This window comes from Asticcacaulis currens (genome assembly GCF_028550395.1).
In the GTDB taxonomy this organism is placed as follows: Bacteria; Pseudomonadota; Alphaproteobacteria; order Caulobacterales; family Caulobacteraceae; genus Asticcacaulis; species Asticcacaulis currens.
This window is the reverse complement of record NZ_JAQQKW010000001.1, coordinates 478489-494851: the sequence shown is the minus strand read 5'-3', so window position 1 is coordinate 494851 and position 16363 is coordinate 478489. Positions and strand designations below refer to the sequence as shown.

Annotated in this window: 14 protein-coding genes and 2 pseudogenes; 3 read left to right on the top strand and 13 right to left on the bottom strand. The window is 57.1% G+C overall.

The window, feature by feature from the left end; all coding sequences use genetic code 11:
• Positions 1-116: 116 nt before the first annotated feature.
• On the top strand, positions 117-1283 hold the full coding sequence (gene dnaJ / locus PQU94_RS02110) for a molecular chaperone DnaJ (RefSeq protein WP_272739835.1): 1167 nt from the start codon (positions 117-119) through the stop codon (positions 1281-1283).
• Between the two features lie 146 nt (positions 1284-1429).
• Positions 1430-2182, top strand: coding sequence for a 4-hydroxy-tetrahydrodipicolinate reductase (gene dapB / locus PQU94_RS02105; protein ID WP_272739834.1), 753 nt, complete (start codon positions 1430-1432; stop codon positions 2180-2182).
• Here dapB and PQU94_RS02100 read toward each other — a convergent pair.
• The 3 genes from PQU94_RS02100 to coaBC all read right to left on the bottom strand — a co-directional run bounded on the left by PQU94_RS02100 (position 2149) and on the right by coaBC (position 4248).
• Entirely contained in the window at positions 2149-2496 is a 348-nt protein-coding gene (locus PQU94_RS02100) for a hypothetical protein (RefSeq protein ID WP_272739833.1), read from the bottom strand. The genes dapB and PQU94_RS02100 overlap by 34 nt on opposite strands.
• 94 nt (positions 2497-2590) lie before the next feature.
• Positions 2591-3052: a dUTP diphosphatase gene (gene dut / locus PQU94_RS02095; RefSeq protein ID WP_272739832.1), complete on the bottom strand. Its 462-nt coding sequence runs from the start codon at positions 3050-3052 to the stop codon at positions 2591-2593.
• The gene (coaBC, locus tag PQU94_RS02090) at positions 3049-4248 is read right to left on the bottom strand and encodes a bifunctional phosphopantothenoylcysteine decarboxylase/phosphopantothenate--cysteine ligase CoaBC (protein ID WP_272739831.1); all 1200 of its coding nucleotides are present in this window, start codon (positions 4246-4248) and stop codon (positions 3049-3051) included. Before coaBC ends, dut begins: the two co-directional genes overlap by 4 nt.
• Before the next feature lie 250 nt (positions 4249-4498).
• Between coaBC and PQU94_RS02085 the strand changes: the two genes are divergently transcribed.
• Complete coding sequence (locus PQU94_RS02085; RefSeq protein ID WP_272739830.1) at positions 4499-6478, top strand: putative bifunctional diguanylate cyclase/phosphodiesterase; 1980 nt, start codon at positions 4499-4501, stop codon at positions 6476-6478.
• On the opposite strand, the gene PQU94_RS02080 is transcribed toward PQU94_RS02085, so the two are convergent.
• The 10 genes and pseudogenes from PQU94_RS02080 to PQU94_RS02035 form a co-directional block, all read right to left on the bottom strand.
• A complete protein-coding gene (locus tag PQU94_RS02080; protein WP_272739829.1) occupies positions 6456-7433 on the bottom strand; it encodes a magnesium transporter CorA family protein in 978 nt (325 codons plus the stop codon). The two genes, PQU94_RS02085 and PQU94_RS02080, sit on opposite strands and share 23 nt — an antisense overlap.
• A gap of 65 nt (positions 7434-7498) precedes the next feature.
• Positions 7499-9169, bottom strand: a complete 1671-nt coding sequence (locus PQU94_RS02075) for a methyl-accepting chemotaxis protein (protein ID WP_272739828.1) — start codon at positions 9167-9169, stop codon at positions 7499-7501.
• Between the two features lie 172 nt (positions 9170-9341).
• Positions 9342-10859 carry a 2-polyprenylphenol 6-hydroxylase gene (ubiB, locus tag PQU94_RS02070; protein ID WP_272740052.1) on the bottom strand — a complete coding sequence of 506 codons (1518 nt, stop codon included), beginning with the start codon at positions 10857-10859 and terminating at the stop codon, positions 9342-9344.
• A gap of 12 nt (positions 10860-10871) precedes the next feature.
• Positions 10872-11651 carry a class I SAM-dependent methyltransferase gene (locus tag PQU94_RS02065; RefSeq protein ID WP_438263725.1) on the bottom strand — a complete coding sequence of 260 codons (780 nt, stop codon included), beginning with the start codon at positions 11649-11651 and terminating at the stop codon, positions 10872-10874.
• A gap of 48 nt (positions 11652-11699) precedes the next feature.
• Complete coding sequence (locus PQU94_RS02060; RefSeq protein ID WP_272739827.1) at positions 11700-12071, bottom strand: EF-hand domain-containing protein; 372 nt, start codon at positions 12069-12071, stop codon at positions 11700-11702.
• A gap of 508 nt (positions 12072-12579) precedes the next feature.
• Positions 12580-12897: a helix-turn-helix domain-containing protein gene (locus PQU94_RS02055; protein WP_272739826.1), complete on the bottom strand. Its 318-nt coding sequence runs from the start codon at positions 12895-12897 to the stop codon at positions 12580-12582.
• Complete coding sequence (locus tag PQU94_RS02050; protein WP_272739825.1) at positions 12881-13285, bottom strand: type II toxin-antitoxin system RelE/ParE family toxin; 405 nt, start codon at positions 13283-13285, stop codon at positions 12881-12883. The genes PQU94_RS02055 and PQU94_RS02050 overlap by 17 nt, the downstream gene beginning before the upstream one ends.
• A gap of 360 nt (positions 13286-13645) precedes the next feature.
• Positions 13646-14221, bottom strand: a pseudogene (locus PQU94_RS02045) (IS110 family transposase); the annotation flags it as partial.
• 405 nt (positions 14222-14626) lie between these two features.
• Positions 14627-15316 (bottom strand): annotated as a pseudogene (locus PQU94_RS02040) (RHS repeat-associated core domain-containing protein); the annotation flags it as partial.
• Positions 15317-15345: 29 nt separating this feature from the next.
• Positions 15346-16104: a hypothetical protein gene (locus PQU94_RS02035; protein WP_272739824.1), complete on the bottom strand. Its 759-nt coding sequence runs from the start codon at positions 16102-16104 to the stop codon at positions 15346-15348.
• Between the last annotated feature and the right edge of the window lie 259 nt (positions 16105-16363).

The window sequence follows — 16363 nt, the reverse complement described above, 5'->3', positions numbered from 1 at the left end:
GCCGGTGTGAATGTTGCAGGCAACCCAGGCGGGGGCTTGGGAATGGTTTATCGCGCATTTGATTCCGAAACCCGTAAGGCCGTTTCCGGGATGCGCTTAAAGGACTGCTAAGTACAATGGCGCGTGATTACTACGAAATCCTGGGGGTGGCCCGCGATGCGGATGACGCGACCCTGAAATCGGCTTTCCGCAAGAAGGCGATGGAGCATCACCCTGACCGTAATCAGGGTGATGATCAGGCCGAGGCGCGTTTTAAGGAGGTCAACGAGGCCTATTCGATTCTGTCAGACGCGAACAAGCGCGCCGCCTATGACCGCTTCGGACACGCCGGTGTTAATGGACAAGGTGGCGGCTTTGGCGGTCAGGGCGGTTTCGGCGGCCAGGGCTTTGGCAATGTCGAAGACATCTTCTCTGAAATGTTCGGCGACATCTTCGGCGGCGGGGGCGGCGGTCGCCGCTCGGGCCCGCAACGCGGCCCGGATGTGCGTTATGATTACGAAATTACCCTCGAACAGGCCTATAAGGGGGCGGATGTTGAACTAAACATACCGACGACCCTGACCTGCGAGGTTTGTAAGGGTTCAGGGGCCAAGGCCGGCACAAAGCCAGCAACCTGCCATACCTGCGGCGGTGCAGGTCGCGTGCGCACTTCCAACGGTTTCTTTGCCGTAGAGCGCACCTGCCCGACCTGCAACGGTCAGGGCCAGGTAATCAAAGAACCCTGCACCAACTGTCACGGCCACGGTCAGGTGCGCGCCAATCGCAAGCTTAACGTCCGCATCCCGGCCGGCGTTGATGACGGTGCGCGCATCCGGCTGTCTGGCGAAGGTCAGGCCGGCGCTAATGGTGGTCCACGCGGTGACCTCTACATCTTCCTGTCAGTCGCCGAGCACGAGATTTTTGAACGTGACGGTGCCGATCTGCACTGTCAGATCCCTGTGCCCATGCCCACCGCCGTTCTAGGGGGGGAGGTTGAAGTGCCTTGCCTGATGGGGGGCGAAGGGTGCGACGGCACCTGTAAACTCGAAGTCGCCATCCCCGAAGGCGCCCAAACCGGTCACAAGGTCAAGATCAAGGGCAAAGGCATGCCGGTCCTCAATTCGAAACAGCGCGGCGACCTGCTGGTCGAACTGTTTGTAGAGACACCCAAGCATCTGAGCGCCCGCCAGAAAGAGCTTATGAAGGAATTTGCCGAAATCGCCGAGGCACAGTCTTACGCGCAGTCGCAAGGGTTCATGCATAAGGCTAAACGCTTCTGGGACGACATTACCGGCACGGCGTAGTGGCGCAGAAAATGCCGCGCGCTTAAACGCACCGCCATTTTGAAATGAGGAACTGACAAATCCGGCGCGGGTTCGCCCTTAGCCGGATTTGACTTATGCGCGCCTCCTGCCTAGAGGAGCGAACAGGTTGATAACCCGGAGTTCTAATGACCCAGATTCGTTTTGCCGTTGCCGGCGCCAGGGGCCGCATGGGTCAGGCGGTTATCCGCGTGCTGACTGAGCGCGACCTGACGATTGCGACTACATTTGACAAGGGTGATACGATCGATCTGTCGCAGGCCGATGTGGTGATCGATTTCACGACCCCGTCCTCGACACTGGCTCTGGCCGAAGCCTGCGCGCTTGAGGGGGAAAAGCGGGGCAGGGCACTGGCGCATATCATCGGTTCAACCGGGTTCATGCCCCAACAGCTCATCGCGCTCGACGCCTATGGTGAGCGCAATATCGTGCTGCGTTCGGGAAACTTTTCGCTGGGCGTCAATATGCTGATGGGACTGGTGAAACAGGCCGCAAGCAAGCTCGCCGCAGATGCCTGGGACATCGAAGTTTTGGAAGCGCATCATAAGCGTAAAGTGGATGCCCCTTCAGGCACAGCACTGATGCTGGGCGACGCGGCCGCCGAAGGACGCGGGGTTGATCTGAATGAGGTGCGCGTTGCCGCTCGTGACGGCCTGACGGGCCAGCGCGAGCCTGGCACGATCGGGTTCTCGGTCATTCGCGGCGGTGGCATTATCGGCGAGCACAGCGTACTGTTTGCGGCTGAAGATGAAGTGATAACCTTGTCTCACTCCGCGCGTGACCGCACCCTGTTTGCGCGCGGCGCCATAGAAGCCGCGCTATGGGCCGCACAGCAATCACCTGGCCTTTACGACATGCAAGACGTCTTAGGCTTTCGCTGAACCCAGCGTCTGACGCCGAAAGCCTCAGAAACCCACACTGGAAGAATGGCCACAACACCCATCAGAACAAACTGAATGCTGTATTCCGGCTCACTGAAGTCGGGTGCAATGGGCGGCAGACCAGACAAAAGAGGCCAAAGACTGCTTAAAGCAAGGGTCAGGCACAGGGCGATTAACAGACGCGCGGCAACGGGTAACCAAAGAAGAAAGGCGGCCAAAAGGCCCGCAAGCACGGCGGGCCACAGGTTAAGCCCGTTTACCGCCGCTTCAATCAGATCACTCAGCAGTCCGTATAGGTCTAGGATATCCGACATGGCTCACCACCCAGATTCGCGCGTGAGGCGAGTTTGGGATGTTTCGCCGGTCAGGTAAACCCGGCAATACTGCACATTCGCGTGAATCGCTTTCTCAAACCCGTCCGGTCGAGCCAAAGCCGCCCGCACCGCGCTCGGTATCATCAAGGCTTTCAACCACTTCCCATTCGATACGGGCGTGACGAGCTACCACCATCTGGGCAATCCGATCACCGCGATGGATCTCGAAGTCCTCAGTCCCAAGATTGATGAGTATGACGCCAATTTCCCCGCGATAATCCGAATCCACCGTCCCTGGCGAGTTGAGACAGGTAATGCCGTGTTTCAAAGCAAGGCCTGAGCGCGGACGCACCTGCACTTCAAAGCCAAGCGGCACCGCAACCTTCAGACCTGTCGGTATAAGTGCGCGCCCTAAGGGCTTGAGCGTCACGACCTCGCCATCAGCTATGGCCGCACGCAGGTCAAGGCCAGCGGAGCCTTCCGTCTCATAGGCAGGCAGGGCAAGACCGGCCGCATGCGGCAACTGAATGATGTGAGCGGTGGGGGTATAGGTCATTTCAGCCTTGTGGTCAGATATTGGATAAGATCAGCGGCCACTTCGGCTTTGGTCAGGTGCTTGCCCGCCGTAGGGCCCGAGGCGTCGATAAGGATCATATTGGTGGTATCACGGTCGAAGACGTCCTTCGACACATCATTCGCCAGAATGGCGTCCGCTCCCTTTGTCCGCAGTTTGGTCTGGCCATAGACCTCGACATTGCGCGTTTCCGCCGCGAAGCCGATGACGAGCTGCGGGCGTTGTTTCGGGTGGTGTCCGACACTCGCGAGGATATCGGGATTTTTGACGAGGGTGATCGTCAGTTCGCCGTCCACACCCTTCTTTTGCTTGTCCCGGGCTATGTCTCTGGCGCGCCAGTCGCCCACCGCCGCCACGCCGATGAACACATCCGCAGGCAGGGCGGCATGCACCGCATCATGCATTTCGGTGGCGGTTTCCACATCGATACGAGTGACGCCCGCCGGGGTTGCCAGACTGACGGGGCCAGAGATGAGAGTCACGCGCGCTCCGGCCTCAGCCGCGGCGGCGGCGATGGCATAGCCCTGCTTCCCGGAGGAGCGGTTGGTGATACCACGCACGGGATCGAGAGGCTCAAAGGTCGGCCCCGCGGTAATCAGTACGTGGCGACCCTTTAAGGGTTGCGCCTTTGGTTTAAGGGCGGACTGAATCGCCGCAAAAATAGCGTCGGGTTCGCTCATGCGACCCAGACCGTATTCGCCACAGGCCATATCGCCTTCGTCAGGCCCGGTGAACAGCACCCTGTCCGCGCGCAACGTCGCCAGATTGCGTTGCGTGGCCGGGTGATGCCACATGCGCACATTCATGGCTGGAGCCATCAGGACGCGCTTATCCGTAGCCAGAAGGAGCGTGGTCGCCAGATCATCAGCAAGTCCGTTGGCCACAGAGGCCATCAGATTGGCGGTTGCAGGGGCCACCACCACCAGCTCGGCCTGACGAGACAGCGTAATGTGACCCATTTCGGTCTCATCGGTCAGATCGAACAGATCCGTATAGACCTTGTCTCCCGAAAGGGCGGCCGCACTTAAAGGCGTGACAAACTGCTGCGCGGCTTTCGTCAGCACAACACGCACGCTCAAGCCCGCCTTTTTAATGAGACGGATCAGCTCCAACGCCTTATAGGCCGCGATGCCGCCGCCGACGATGAGCAGGATACGAGGGGGAGTTTCAGCGGTCATGGTCAAAGCCTTTACTGGCTTTCGGATCGGTCTGGCAAGACATATGGGTGGCCTTTTCGCGTCTGGCAACGCCGCCGGTCCCTGGCGCGTGAGCCGTGCGCACGCGCGACAATCCTATATTACCGGCAGGCGATCGAGAGAGGTCGTCGCATTTTCTAACTTGAGGACTTTTTTGACCCCCGCGTCGATTAAATCCTTTTTAGACAAAATGGGTTAAGGTTGGGATGAATATCAACAAACGGGCCGAGCCGTGAAATCGTTTAGTAAAACCTTGCGTGCCCTTTTCAGCGTTCCCGCAGACGACCCGGAACTGGCCGTTGCGCAGTTTCGCGCCCTGTCACGCCAGGTGCCACTCCTCTATTTCTTGCTCATCGTGAGCTCTCTGGCGGTGAGTTATACCTTCTCTCACCAGGCCCCTTTGTGGTTATCCGTGTGGCTCCCGGGGTTTTTGTGCCTGATCGCAGGCGTGCGTGGCATTCATTGGTGGCGCAATCGCCATCAGGACGTCACGCCTGCCGAGGCGATCGCCCAGCTGCGCCGTACCACCCGGATGGCCGCCCTACTCGCCGTCGGCTTCATGACCTGGGGGCTTAGTCTGCACCCCTATGGCAACGACCACGCGCAAGGTCATGTCATCTTCTATATGGGGATCACGGTTGTCGGCTGCATCTTCTGTCTGATGCACCTGCGCGCCGCGGCGCTTTTGGTCACGCTTATCGTCAACGTACCTTTTATCATCTTCTTTGGGATTGCCGGAGACAAGACTGAAAAGGCGATTGCCGTCAATATCGTACTTGTAAGCGGGGCTATCTTCACGATCTTGATGACCCACTATCGGGATTTTGCTGACCTTGTGCGCTCGCGCCGGGACCTGATGGAAAAACAGGCAGAAACACAAGCGCTGTCCGATGAAAACTTCCGAATAGCCAATCTTGACGCCCTGACCGAGCTACCTAATCGTCGTCGCTTTTTCCATGATCTCGAAAAGGCGTTTACTGAGGCGAAGGACGGCCGCTTGGGACTGGCCGTCGGTGTCCTAGACCTCGATGGATTCAAACCCATTAATGACACCTACGGGCATGCGACCGGAGATAAGGTCCTCGCTGAGACGGCACGCCGTCTGGAAAAAGCTTGCCGAGGTTTAACGGGCGTCACGGCCGACATCTATCGACTGGGCGGTGACGAATTCGGGCTGATCGTTCATAACGCGATTGCCTCAGAGACCCTGAGCGATGTGGGCGGTCAGCTCACCGATGCGATACGTCTTCCCTTTGCGGTCGGAAGCACCCACGCGCACATGGCCTGTTCTGTGGGGGTGGCGCGCTGGAGCGAAACAATTGCCTCTGCCGAGACTCTGTTTGAGAACGCAGATTACGCCCTCTATTACGCCAAGCGGAATTTGCGCGGTCAAACCGTCCTATTCAGTGAGAAACATGCCGCGGAGATTCGTACCCAAACCCAGATTGAGCGCCACCTTCTGTCGGCGGATCTGGAGCAGGAACTCATTCAGCTATTTCAGCCTATAGTGGACCTGGAAACGGGTCGCGTCTTGTCGTTTGAAGCGCTTGCCCGCTGGTATAGCCCTCAGCTTGGTCTTGTACCGCCTGATGTCTTTATCCCCGTCGCTGAGCGTGCGGGCCTTATTGGCGGTGTAACCCGCATCCTTCTGGAAAAAGCGTTGCGCGAAATGCGCCATTGGCCGGAAGATATCGGGCTCTCTTTCAATCTCTCGGCGCATGATATATGCGCGGCGGAGGGCGTGGTGAGACTTGTAGCGATCGTCAATGCCTCAGGCATAGATCCCAAGCGCATCGACTTTGAAATCACAGAAACCGTTATGGCCCATGATTTCATCAAGGCGCGCCAATCGATGCAGACCCTAAAGGCGCTGGGGTGTCACCTGTCGCTCGATGATTTCGGCACCGGCTATTCGTCTCTCAGCTACGTCCATCGCCTGCCGCTCGACCGCATAAAGGTTGATCGGAGCTTCGTCACCGATATTGAAAATGAAAGCGCAAGCAAGGTGGTGCGCTCCATGACCGGTCTGTGCGCGGATATGGGGTTAAAGTCGATTATCGAAGGGGTTGAAACCCCCGAACAGCTTGGGCGTCTTCGCCAGATGGGGTGTGATATGGCGCAAGGTTATTTGTTCGCGAAACCTATGCATCCGTCGATGATCGCCGCCTACTTGGCGGACACAAACCGCATCAAAGCCAGCCCCGCCGCTTAAAGACCCAATAGGGCACCAGCACGGCAATGACCATCAGGCCCACCGCCAAAGGATAACCAAACGCCCAGTGCAGTTCCGGCATATGGTCGAAATTCATGCCATAGATACCTGCGACCAGTGCTGGCGGCAGGAAGAAAACCGCGGTGGTCGAGAATATCTTACCGATCTGGTTTTGCTCGACATTGATCATCCCCAAAGCCGCGTCGAGCTGAAAGCTGATCTTATTCGATAAAAAGGCTGTCTGTTCGGCGATCGACTGCGTGTCCTTCAGCAGTGTCGCAAGGGCGCGGCTGTGACGCTCCTGTGCGGCCTGTGTGCCATTACGCACAAAGCCCACCACGCGTTGAAGACTCGATATGCTTTCATGGATGCGCGAATTGAGGTCTGCCAGCACCCCCAGCGACTTCAGCACGCCGTGCATGATATCTGAGGGCGTTCCCGTCTCACCTTCGAACCCCCGATCTGAAAAAATGCGTCGCGACAAGGCCTCCAGCCCCGTAATCACCTCGTCCGAATGCGACAGGGTACGCAGGACAATGGCCTCTAAAAGTCCTGTCAGGACGTCTATGCTGTTAGGGAAGGCTTTGGGTGTCAGAAGCAGATGCTCCTGCAGGGTCAAAAAGGGCGGCGGATCGATATCGCGCAACGTAATCAGAAAATCCGGAGTGAGTATAAAGGTCACCGTTCCGCACGCACGCGCTTCACGATCATCACTTAAAACCGACGCCGTCATGTAGGTCGTCCCGTCGCGCGTATACATACGGTTGAGCGCATGGTTACGCCAGGTTTCTTCACGCGTAGGCAGGGCGATATTGAGGTTTTGCGGCAGATGACGCAGTTCCTCCTCAGTAGGATTGAGAAGGTCTATCCAGACCGGCTCGTCAGGAACATTCTGATCCGCCTTTTGCTGGGCTTCAGCGATACGCTCGCCGATGCGATGGAAAATGGTGATCATTGGGCACCTCTAGCCGCCATGCTGCGCGCAAAGCTTTTCCCAATCCTTAAGGATTGTCCGACGCTTTAAGCGGCGCGGACGCCGGAAATGAACTCGTGAACATCCTTGCGCAATGTGTCGGCCTGGCGTGACAATTCACCCGAAGCGCTCAAAACTTGCGTGGCCGCCACCGTCGTCTCTTCCGTGGCCCGGGAAATGCCTGACATGTTCTGGGCAACCGCCACTGTGCTTTGAGAGGCTTCCTGGACGTTTCTCGCAATCTCCTGCGTCGTGACATATTGCTCGTCGACGGCCGCAGAAATAGCCGTTGAGACCTCCGACATCTGATCAATCGTGGCCTGAATCTGATCGATGGCCTCGACCGCTTCAGCGACAACGGTGCGAATTTCAAGCACCTGAGCCTCAATATCGGCCGAGGCTTTTGAAGTCTGTTGAGCCAGGGTTTTGACTTCACTGGCCACTACAGCGAAGCCCTTACCCGCCTCGCCTGCCCGGGCGGCCTCAATGGTGGCGTTCAGGGCGAGTAGGTTGGTCTGCGACGCGACCTGCGTAATCAAGTTCACAAAGCCTCCGATGCGCTCGGCGCCATCGGAAAGTTTATGAACGACCTCTGACGAGCGCCGGGCTTCGGCCATTGCCGTGCGGGCAATGTGGACAGAACCTTGTACCTGGCGCGCGATCTCTTGCACCGTTGCCGACATTTCTTCCGTCGCCGCGGCAACGGTTTGGACATTCATCGACGCCTCCTCCGACGCGGAAGAAACCGTCGTGCTCTGTCTTGTCGTCTCCTCGGCCCCTGAGGTGAGGCTTTCTGCCGAGGCTTCAAGTTCTGTCGCCGCCACAGAGACAAACTGGATGCTTTCGCGGGTTTGCGCGTCAAAACGCTGGACGAGCCCCTCTATGACCCGCGCGCGCGCTTCTCTCTGAGCCAGCTCTTCTTTCTCCGCCGCTTCAAGCCGCTGGCGTTCAAGCCCGTTCGCCTTGAACACCTCAACCGCACGCGCCATCTCGCCGATCTCATTACGCGCCTCCCGACCCGGGACCTCGGTCTGGTACTCACCGTTCGCCAGTCGCGACATGACGTCGGTCAACCTGTTAATGGGCAGAATGACCCGGTGGCGCACAATCCAGATACCTATGATGCCTAAAACCGCATTGATGAGTAAGGCAAGGCCTACACCCCACAAAAATCGGGTCTGGGAAATGGATGCCTTATCAAATGACTTCTTGGCTTCAGACACCTGCAGCTTAACGAGAACATCAAAGGCAGCGGTTACGGGGTCAATCGAGGGATATAACTCTGAAGACACATAGGTTTCTAAAGCTATCTGATCTTTGCGAACCATGATGTCACGCAGCTGAGCAATAGAGGCTTTTGCCTTATCCTTTTGCTCTTTGGCCGCCTGAGCAAGGGCCTTCTCGTTGTCATCCATATAGGTCAGCATGTAGGCATCAAAGAGCCCATCAGAATGCTTTAAGGCCTCGTCCATGCGACGTACGCCGTCTTCAAAGCTCACTGTGCCCGCGCGAACCTTGTGCGCATTATCGACGATCGAAACCGCATAATCGTCGCTGATGCCCTTAAGCTGCTCTAACGGTATGACCCGATCGGCGTAAACAGTTTGAAGGCCTTTGCGACCAGCTTCGGCAATCAGAAACGCCAAGCCACAGCTTAACAGAGCGCCGACAATCAAAACGATAATCACGCCTTGCAAGCGCGCGCGGATGGTACGCATAAATTCCTGCCCCAGATACACGCCGCTCAGGGAGCGGTGGATCACCTTTAGAGGATTGCCGTTATGTAAAGGTGGCGGAAGTTAGTTAACGGAAGCCTAAACCTAAAGACCAGCGCGGATCTGAGACTGACGCCTCTAAACCTTCGGCGCAAAGGGCTCACATGTACCGCGTTCAGAAATGAAAAAGGCCGATCCATAGAGTGACGCCTAAGGCGAGTACCGAAGCAATCAATGCAAGGGTCGTCACGGTTCGACTCTGGCGAAGGTCCGACCTCAGCGAGATTAGGGCCAGACGCTCACGTTCACGGTCTTCGGCATCGTCATCATCAAGCTTAAGCTTATGCACCAGCTTGTCGATCAGACGGCGGGCTTCAGCCACGGGCGAGAGTTCGGACTGAATAAAGTCGCGCACAACCGGCCGTGCCGCCTCCCAGATATCGTGTTCGGGATATATACGACGCGCAACGCCCTCGACGCTAACCATGGTCTTCTGCAAAAGGACGAGTTCGGGCCGTAGATGCATATCAAACTGGGCGGTGATCTCGAAAAGCTGCGTCAGCAAACGCCCCATCGAAACCTCCGTCGCCGCCCTGCCCAAAACAGGCTCACCCACCGCGCGAAGCGCCTGCGCAAAGGCTTGAACGTCATGGTGCCGGGGCACATAGCCGGCCTCGAAATGCACCTCAGCCACCCGCTTATAGTTGCGACGCAGGAAACCCCACAGCATTTCGGCGAGATATAGCCGTTCTTTGGGCTTAAGCCGCCCGACGATGCCGAAATCAATCGCCGTCAGCTTATCAGGCGCCTGCGCAAACAGGTTGCCCTCGTGCAGGTCGGCGTGGAACATGCCGTGATTCAGGGCCTGAGACAGGAAAGCGCGGATAAGGTTATCGGCCATGGCCTGAGGCTGCAGTCCGGGCTGCGTAAGCGCCTCAGGCCGGCTGAGAGGAATACCTTTCGCCCATTCGATAACCAGAACGCGCTTAGCCACATAGTGCCATGCCACTTTGGGTGCGGACATATAGGGTTCTGCATTGATAATCTGGCCGAGCTCGTCGGCAGCAGACGCCTCAAGGCGCAGGTCGAGCTCCAAAAGGAGTGACTGCGCCACTGTCGCGACAAACGCTTCGGGTTCTAAACGCCGGGAGGCAGGCGACAGGAAAGCGATGATCTTAGCCGCCAGCGTCATCATCGCTATATCGTCGGCAATAATCTGTTCGATGCCGGGCCGCAGTATTTTCACGGCGACCTGACGTCCGTCTTTCAGGATGGCACGGTGCGCCTGCGCGATGGAAGCGGCACCGATGACTTCGCCAAATTCAAAGAAGATGTCATCGACCGGCTTTTCCAGAGCCTCTTCAACCAAACGCCGCGCGGTTGCAGCATCAAAGGGCGGTAACTGATCTTTTAAGTGGCTGAGGTCGCGTATAAACTGATCGCCGAAGATGTCGCCACGCGTTGAGAGGACCTGGCCAAGTTTGATGAAGGCTGGGCCCAGCTTTTCGAACGCACGCGCATAGCGCAGTCCCACCCGGTCTTGCGGCCCGCGGCGGGCAAAGAAAAAGCGCAAGGCATTGGAAAAGAAACGCGACGGCGGATTAAGCTGATAACTGAGTTCGCGCGGGATAAAGACATCCTCGCGCATCAGGACGAACCCGGCCTTGATCAGGCGGAAAAACGAAGCGAACACCGACGCCAAAACTTACGCCCAGCCGTAATGCAGGGCGCACACCCCGCCCGTGAAATTGGTATAGCCCGTACGCCGGAAACCCGCCTTATCCATCATGCCGCGGAAGGTCTCCTGGTCGGGGAAGCGCTTGATGCTCTCGACCAGATATTGATAGGAATCGCGGTCATTGGCGATCATCTGCCCCATAAAGGGAATGACGTTGAAGGCATAAAACTCATAGCCGCTTTCAACGAGACCGGTCGTCGGGTGCGAGAACTCCAGACAGAAGAAGCGCCCACCAGGCTTCAGAACCCGTTTGGCCTCATTCAACGCCACCTGCACATCAGCGACGTTACGGATACCGAACGAGATGATGTAGGCATCAACGCTATTATCGGCGATCGCGAGGTTCATTGCATCACCTACCGACCACGTGATTTCCGGTTCAGATCCTTTTTGGATGCCGGCTTCAATCATGGCCTGATTATAGTCAATGATGCGGATTTCGGCGTCTTTTCCGCCTCTGCGGGCTTTGGCCGCACGCGCCAGCTTTGACAGACGGCGCGCAATATCACCCGTTCCGCCCGCGCAGTCGATGATGACCTCGCCAGGCTGAGGGTTTAGTTTGGCGCAGGCCGCATCCTTCCAAAGATGATGGACGCCCACTGACATAACATCATTCATCAGATCATATTTAGCCGCGACGTTTTTGAAAACGCCGTGGACAAGATTGACCTTTTCCCTCGCCTCTACGTCGCGGAAGCCGAAGGTGGACATTTTAGGGGTTTCGGAAGGGGCCGTCTGTTCGCTCATGCCACGGTTTTTAGACCAGCCGCACGGCTTTGGCGATAAGGAAAGTCCTTATTTGGAGGCCTGCGTCGTTTTTTCCCGCCCGATCAGAGCCAGAGCCGCCTTCGCACGGTACTCGTCAAGCGACACCTTATGGTCTTCATTGTCGTCATAGAGCGAGATGAAGAACTTAGCATCGGCCTTTATCGCCTCTGGGTCATTGCCCGTATGTGGCAGGCGCGGGGCCTCTTCTTCGGTGATAAAGCCGTCGCGGTTACGGTCAAATTCGGAAAAAATTCGTTTAATTTCCGCTTCACGCTGCGCAGGCGTCATCTTGTCCGTGCGCTCGGTAAAGTTGGGCTTTTGCTTAGGGTCGATGACGTCCTGCGCCACCACCGCGCCTGGCACAGACAACAGAGCCAGTGAAATCAGGGTCGCACGCATGAAGAGTCTCCCGAACGGCGCTCAGAGAACATATGAGGATTTATGCTGCCTATTCAATGGGGCCGCAATACGGCATGAGGACGCCGGAGCTGCCCCTCAAAAGAGAAAGTGAAGCTTCACTTGTAAATTCGTGCGCAATTCTGGCCCTCTAAAGGTTGATTTTCGCGTCCAACTCGCCCCCTCACGCAATGCAATCCCGTTGTAAAGTCTGCGTCTTAGAAGACTATGTTGGACGCGAAAAGGGGTGTGTTTTGAATGCGATTTGACACCGATGGGGTCAGTTTGTAAAAACTGTCACCTCTGACGCGGCAGATCGTATCGGGATGGATTTCCCGCGTTGCTTCCGTGGCTTACGGCGCATTTTCGCCGTCGCGATACACGCGCTGGCCAAAAATCGCCTTGAGGCGGTTTTCTTCAGATTTCAAAGACCTTCAGACGCACGATGGCACACACCGGCGGACGTGGGAAGACCGGATTCAGGCTGGCTGAGAGGAAGATAGGGCGGATATCAGGCGATGGCGCTGAGGCCGTTCTTACGGACGACGGACAGAAGCCGCAGTGCGGGACCGCCAGGACGCTTCTGGCCGCGCTCCCAGTCCGATACCAGGTTCGCCGACACGTTCAGATACCGAGCAAACACACCCTGTGAGACGTGCTCATGCTCGCGGATGGCGCGGATGTCCTCCGGGCTCAGCATGGGTGCCGGTGCCAGGCAGGCCTCATCGAAGTGACGCATTGTCCGCTTGTCGATTGCACCCTCATCATGCAGCCCTTCCATCATCTCGTGCAGGGCCGCAAAGGCTTCGCTCTTATAGGTCTTCGTCATCGCTCGTCACCTCTACCCATTTGCCTGTCTCCACCTGGACGGCTATCTGTGCCTCGGTCAGGCCCAGCACAAACCCGGCGGCCAGACGATATTCCTTCAGTTCCTCCGGCCCAAGATTGGCCTTGTCGTTCTTGGCGAAGCCATAAACGAACACGGCTCGATCCTGCGCCTTAAACAGGATGATGGTTCGGAAGCCACCGGATTTCCCGGCACCAGGCCGTGCCACGCGCTGCTTGATCACCCCGCCGCCAAGGTCAGCGTCGATCAGACCTGTTTCGGCATTTCGGATCGCCTCAACAAGCGTCGTGTCCTCGATTTTCTCTTTCCGCGCAAACTTCGCGAACCAGGCATTCTTGTAGATGCGCGCGGAGGGAGGCTGGGATGTCATGTAACCTTCTATCACACCTAGTGTGAGTTTTCAAACGCCGTCCCGGTCGTCGTCATCGTCGTCCGACAGGATCAGGTCGAGGCCCTGCAAGTCGGGCGGCGGCAGGCCGTCACCCGGTGTGCGCAGGCTTGTGGCTCCCGGAGGCGTGCGGGCATGGATCGCCTGAAGCTGGGCGACGGAGACGCGCGTATAGACCTGAGCGCTCTCGAGGTGTAAATTCGTGCGCAATTCTGGCCCTCTAAAGGTCGATTTTCGCGTCCAACTCGCCCCCTTAAGCAATGCAATCCCGTTGTAAAGTCTGTGTCTTAGAAGACTATGTTGGACGCGAAAAGGGGTGTGTTTTGAATGCGATTTGACATTCCAGAGTGCCGCGCGCGCCGTCAGCATGGAATCCATGAGTTCGGACGTCATTTCGTCGGCCTTAACGGCTTCGCGTACGGCAGCATCGAAGCGGCCCCGGCTGGTATCTCCCAGACGGATACCGAAGGCCTTGAGCGAATGACGGATGGTGTTTTCAAGGTCGAGAAACTTACGCTTGAGGTTACGACGCTGGATCAGAAGGAGACGTACCCGGTAAACGGCCTCGCTCTTGATATAGGCGGTTTTGAACCAGCCGGTGCGCACGATATGGGCCAGTCCCAGCGCGTCCGTGGCGTCGGTTTTGTTACGCTGAGCCCTCAGGGCGGACCGCACATGATGGGTTTCCAGACAGATGGCGGGAAGACCGCGCGCCACCAGTTCGGGCTGCAGCCACGGCGACAAGGCCCCGGCTTCGTGACCGACCCGCTTGAGTTTGGGCAGGTAGGGTTTGAGCGTTCGCCACAAGGTATCGGGGTCGGTCGCCACCGAGGTTTGCAGCACCACGGTGCCTTTGTCGTCGACGACGCAGACCGCTGTGGTGTCGATGGATACGTCCAGTCCGCAGAAATAGTCCATAACGCGCCTCCTTTGGGGTTTGCGCTGAACAGTATCGCTGATTTTAAGGCCAGGCGGATCGGCAGCTTGTCTGACGCCAATTACATCAGCATGCGTAAACAGCGGTAAAGTCTCGAACCGTTATCCGCGCTTTTGTTTAAACAGAAAGGAGGACAAAGCTTCAAGCGCGACCAGAGTCAGAAAAATTGCCGGGAGGCCAAACACGACTTTAGCATGCTCCACGTCGGTCACATAAACAGTGGTCCCGTGATTATCGAACGGCTGCGTGTAGACAGAAGTAGGATGAAGAATACCTCTGGCGCTCAAGAATCTAGTCATGTTCACCCACCAACTCAACGCGGCGATTCCCAAGCATGCGATCAAAAAACGGCAAACCCAAAGTATTCTGACGCGCATTTGGAACCCCTATTGTATAGCTGTACAAGATCGACCCGTGCAACCTGCCGAGGGTACGACGGCTGGAATAGCATCTGGGGCCAGACAAGAACGACCGGTGCAAGGAGATGTCGGAGGCGATGCTTTACCACCTGTTGCAACGTCGACTATGGAATAACTAGCACCTTTAGTCGCACCAAGACCCACGTCGCCGATAGAAACTGTTGCGGAATTCACAATTTTACCATCGCTCGTCCCGCTTGCACTCGTTATTCCAATAACGCCGCCCTTGAGATTTGTAGTCGAAAACGCACCGGCTTGATCTTTCATAAGGCCGTTTGCCGCAGTTCCATACAAAGTCACCCCCGGTCCTGGAGTAGACGCCCCTGCCGCCGTAGCGCCCTCCACAATAATTCCGGCGTTACCCTTAGTGTCGAAAGCCACGCCCATACTAAAGCTACCTTCGGCAACACCCCTAGACGCTCCCGCCGAGGCGCCAATGATAAACGTCTGTCCTGACGCCAAATTGGCGTCAACTGGAGGCGGAGGTTGATAGCCTCGCCCGGATGGTGGAACTGTAGAAGGCTGGCACGGGGTAGTCTTATCACGACCGCAAGTCCCGGCTGGATCGCTTTTATTTACAGGATCACCCCCCGTGTATCCATACAGGTTCAGGTCATCTTTTGATCCTATGGGGTCGGTTTGTAAAAAGCGGACCCAGACTTGATCGTACCTGCAAGATTAGAAAATTAGCGGCTGTCCGGGCCATAATTGGTAGCCGCGCTATCGCTCGCTACGGTTTCAGCGGCAGCCGTGGCGGTGGCCTCGATTTTTAAAGCCTGAGGAGCAGCGGCCTCAACCTTTGACGGCGCGTGAAGGTCGTCGCGCACATAGTGGTACATGCGTTCATCCGAGCAGGCGCAGACGCGGATATGTTGGGTGCCGTCACGCCAGATGACCAGTGGATATCGGATCTGCACGCCGTTATCGCCCAGCAGCGGTTCAAGCTTCGCAATGAAATCACGGCTCGCCTGTACCACCGCCGAACGCGCAAGATCGCCGTCGGCAGCACGGAAGGTCGGTTGCCACGCCTCTTCATTTGCCGCCCGCCATTGCTTATAGAGAGGATAGGAACGGTTAAGCCAAATCTCAGCGATGGTCGACCGCTCAGACGCGGTGGTCGTCACCTTGCCCTCGACGTCCATCGGGGCAAAGGGCACGATGCGGATGTCGGCAGAGGCCGCCTCAAACTTCGGGAGCTCCTGATCTTCCCATACCTTGCAGGTGGCGCAATTGCGATAGGTGATGACCCAGATTTCAGGGCCCTCCTTACCCGAAGCCGCATAGCCCGACGATTCCAGAAGTTCCTGAATATCTTTCTGCTTTTGCGTGATCGTAACGGGCTGCCAGCGCACAAAATTATCCCAGTAGAGCCAGTAGCCGGCAATACTCAGCACAGCGGCCACGATCAGGAAAATTATAGCGTAGAGTATGTGCTTTCTGGTCATCCGGCGCTCAGCCCCTCTCGAACCCGATGACTATACGCGCGTTATGCGCCTTCTGTTAAGGGTTTGGTTAACAGATTCAGCCCCATGACAAGGCCACAAGAGCGAATATGATGCCGGTGAGGGCCGCAAACCACAGCCAGAGATAAGGGCCCCGCGCCTTTAAGCGGCGGGAATCCTGACTTTTGGATGATGGTTTCGGGGCATGCGAAGCAGTCATAAGGTGAGGCTTAGCAAGAATGCGGGCACCGCGAAAGCCACG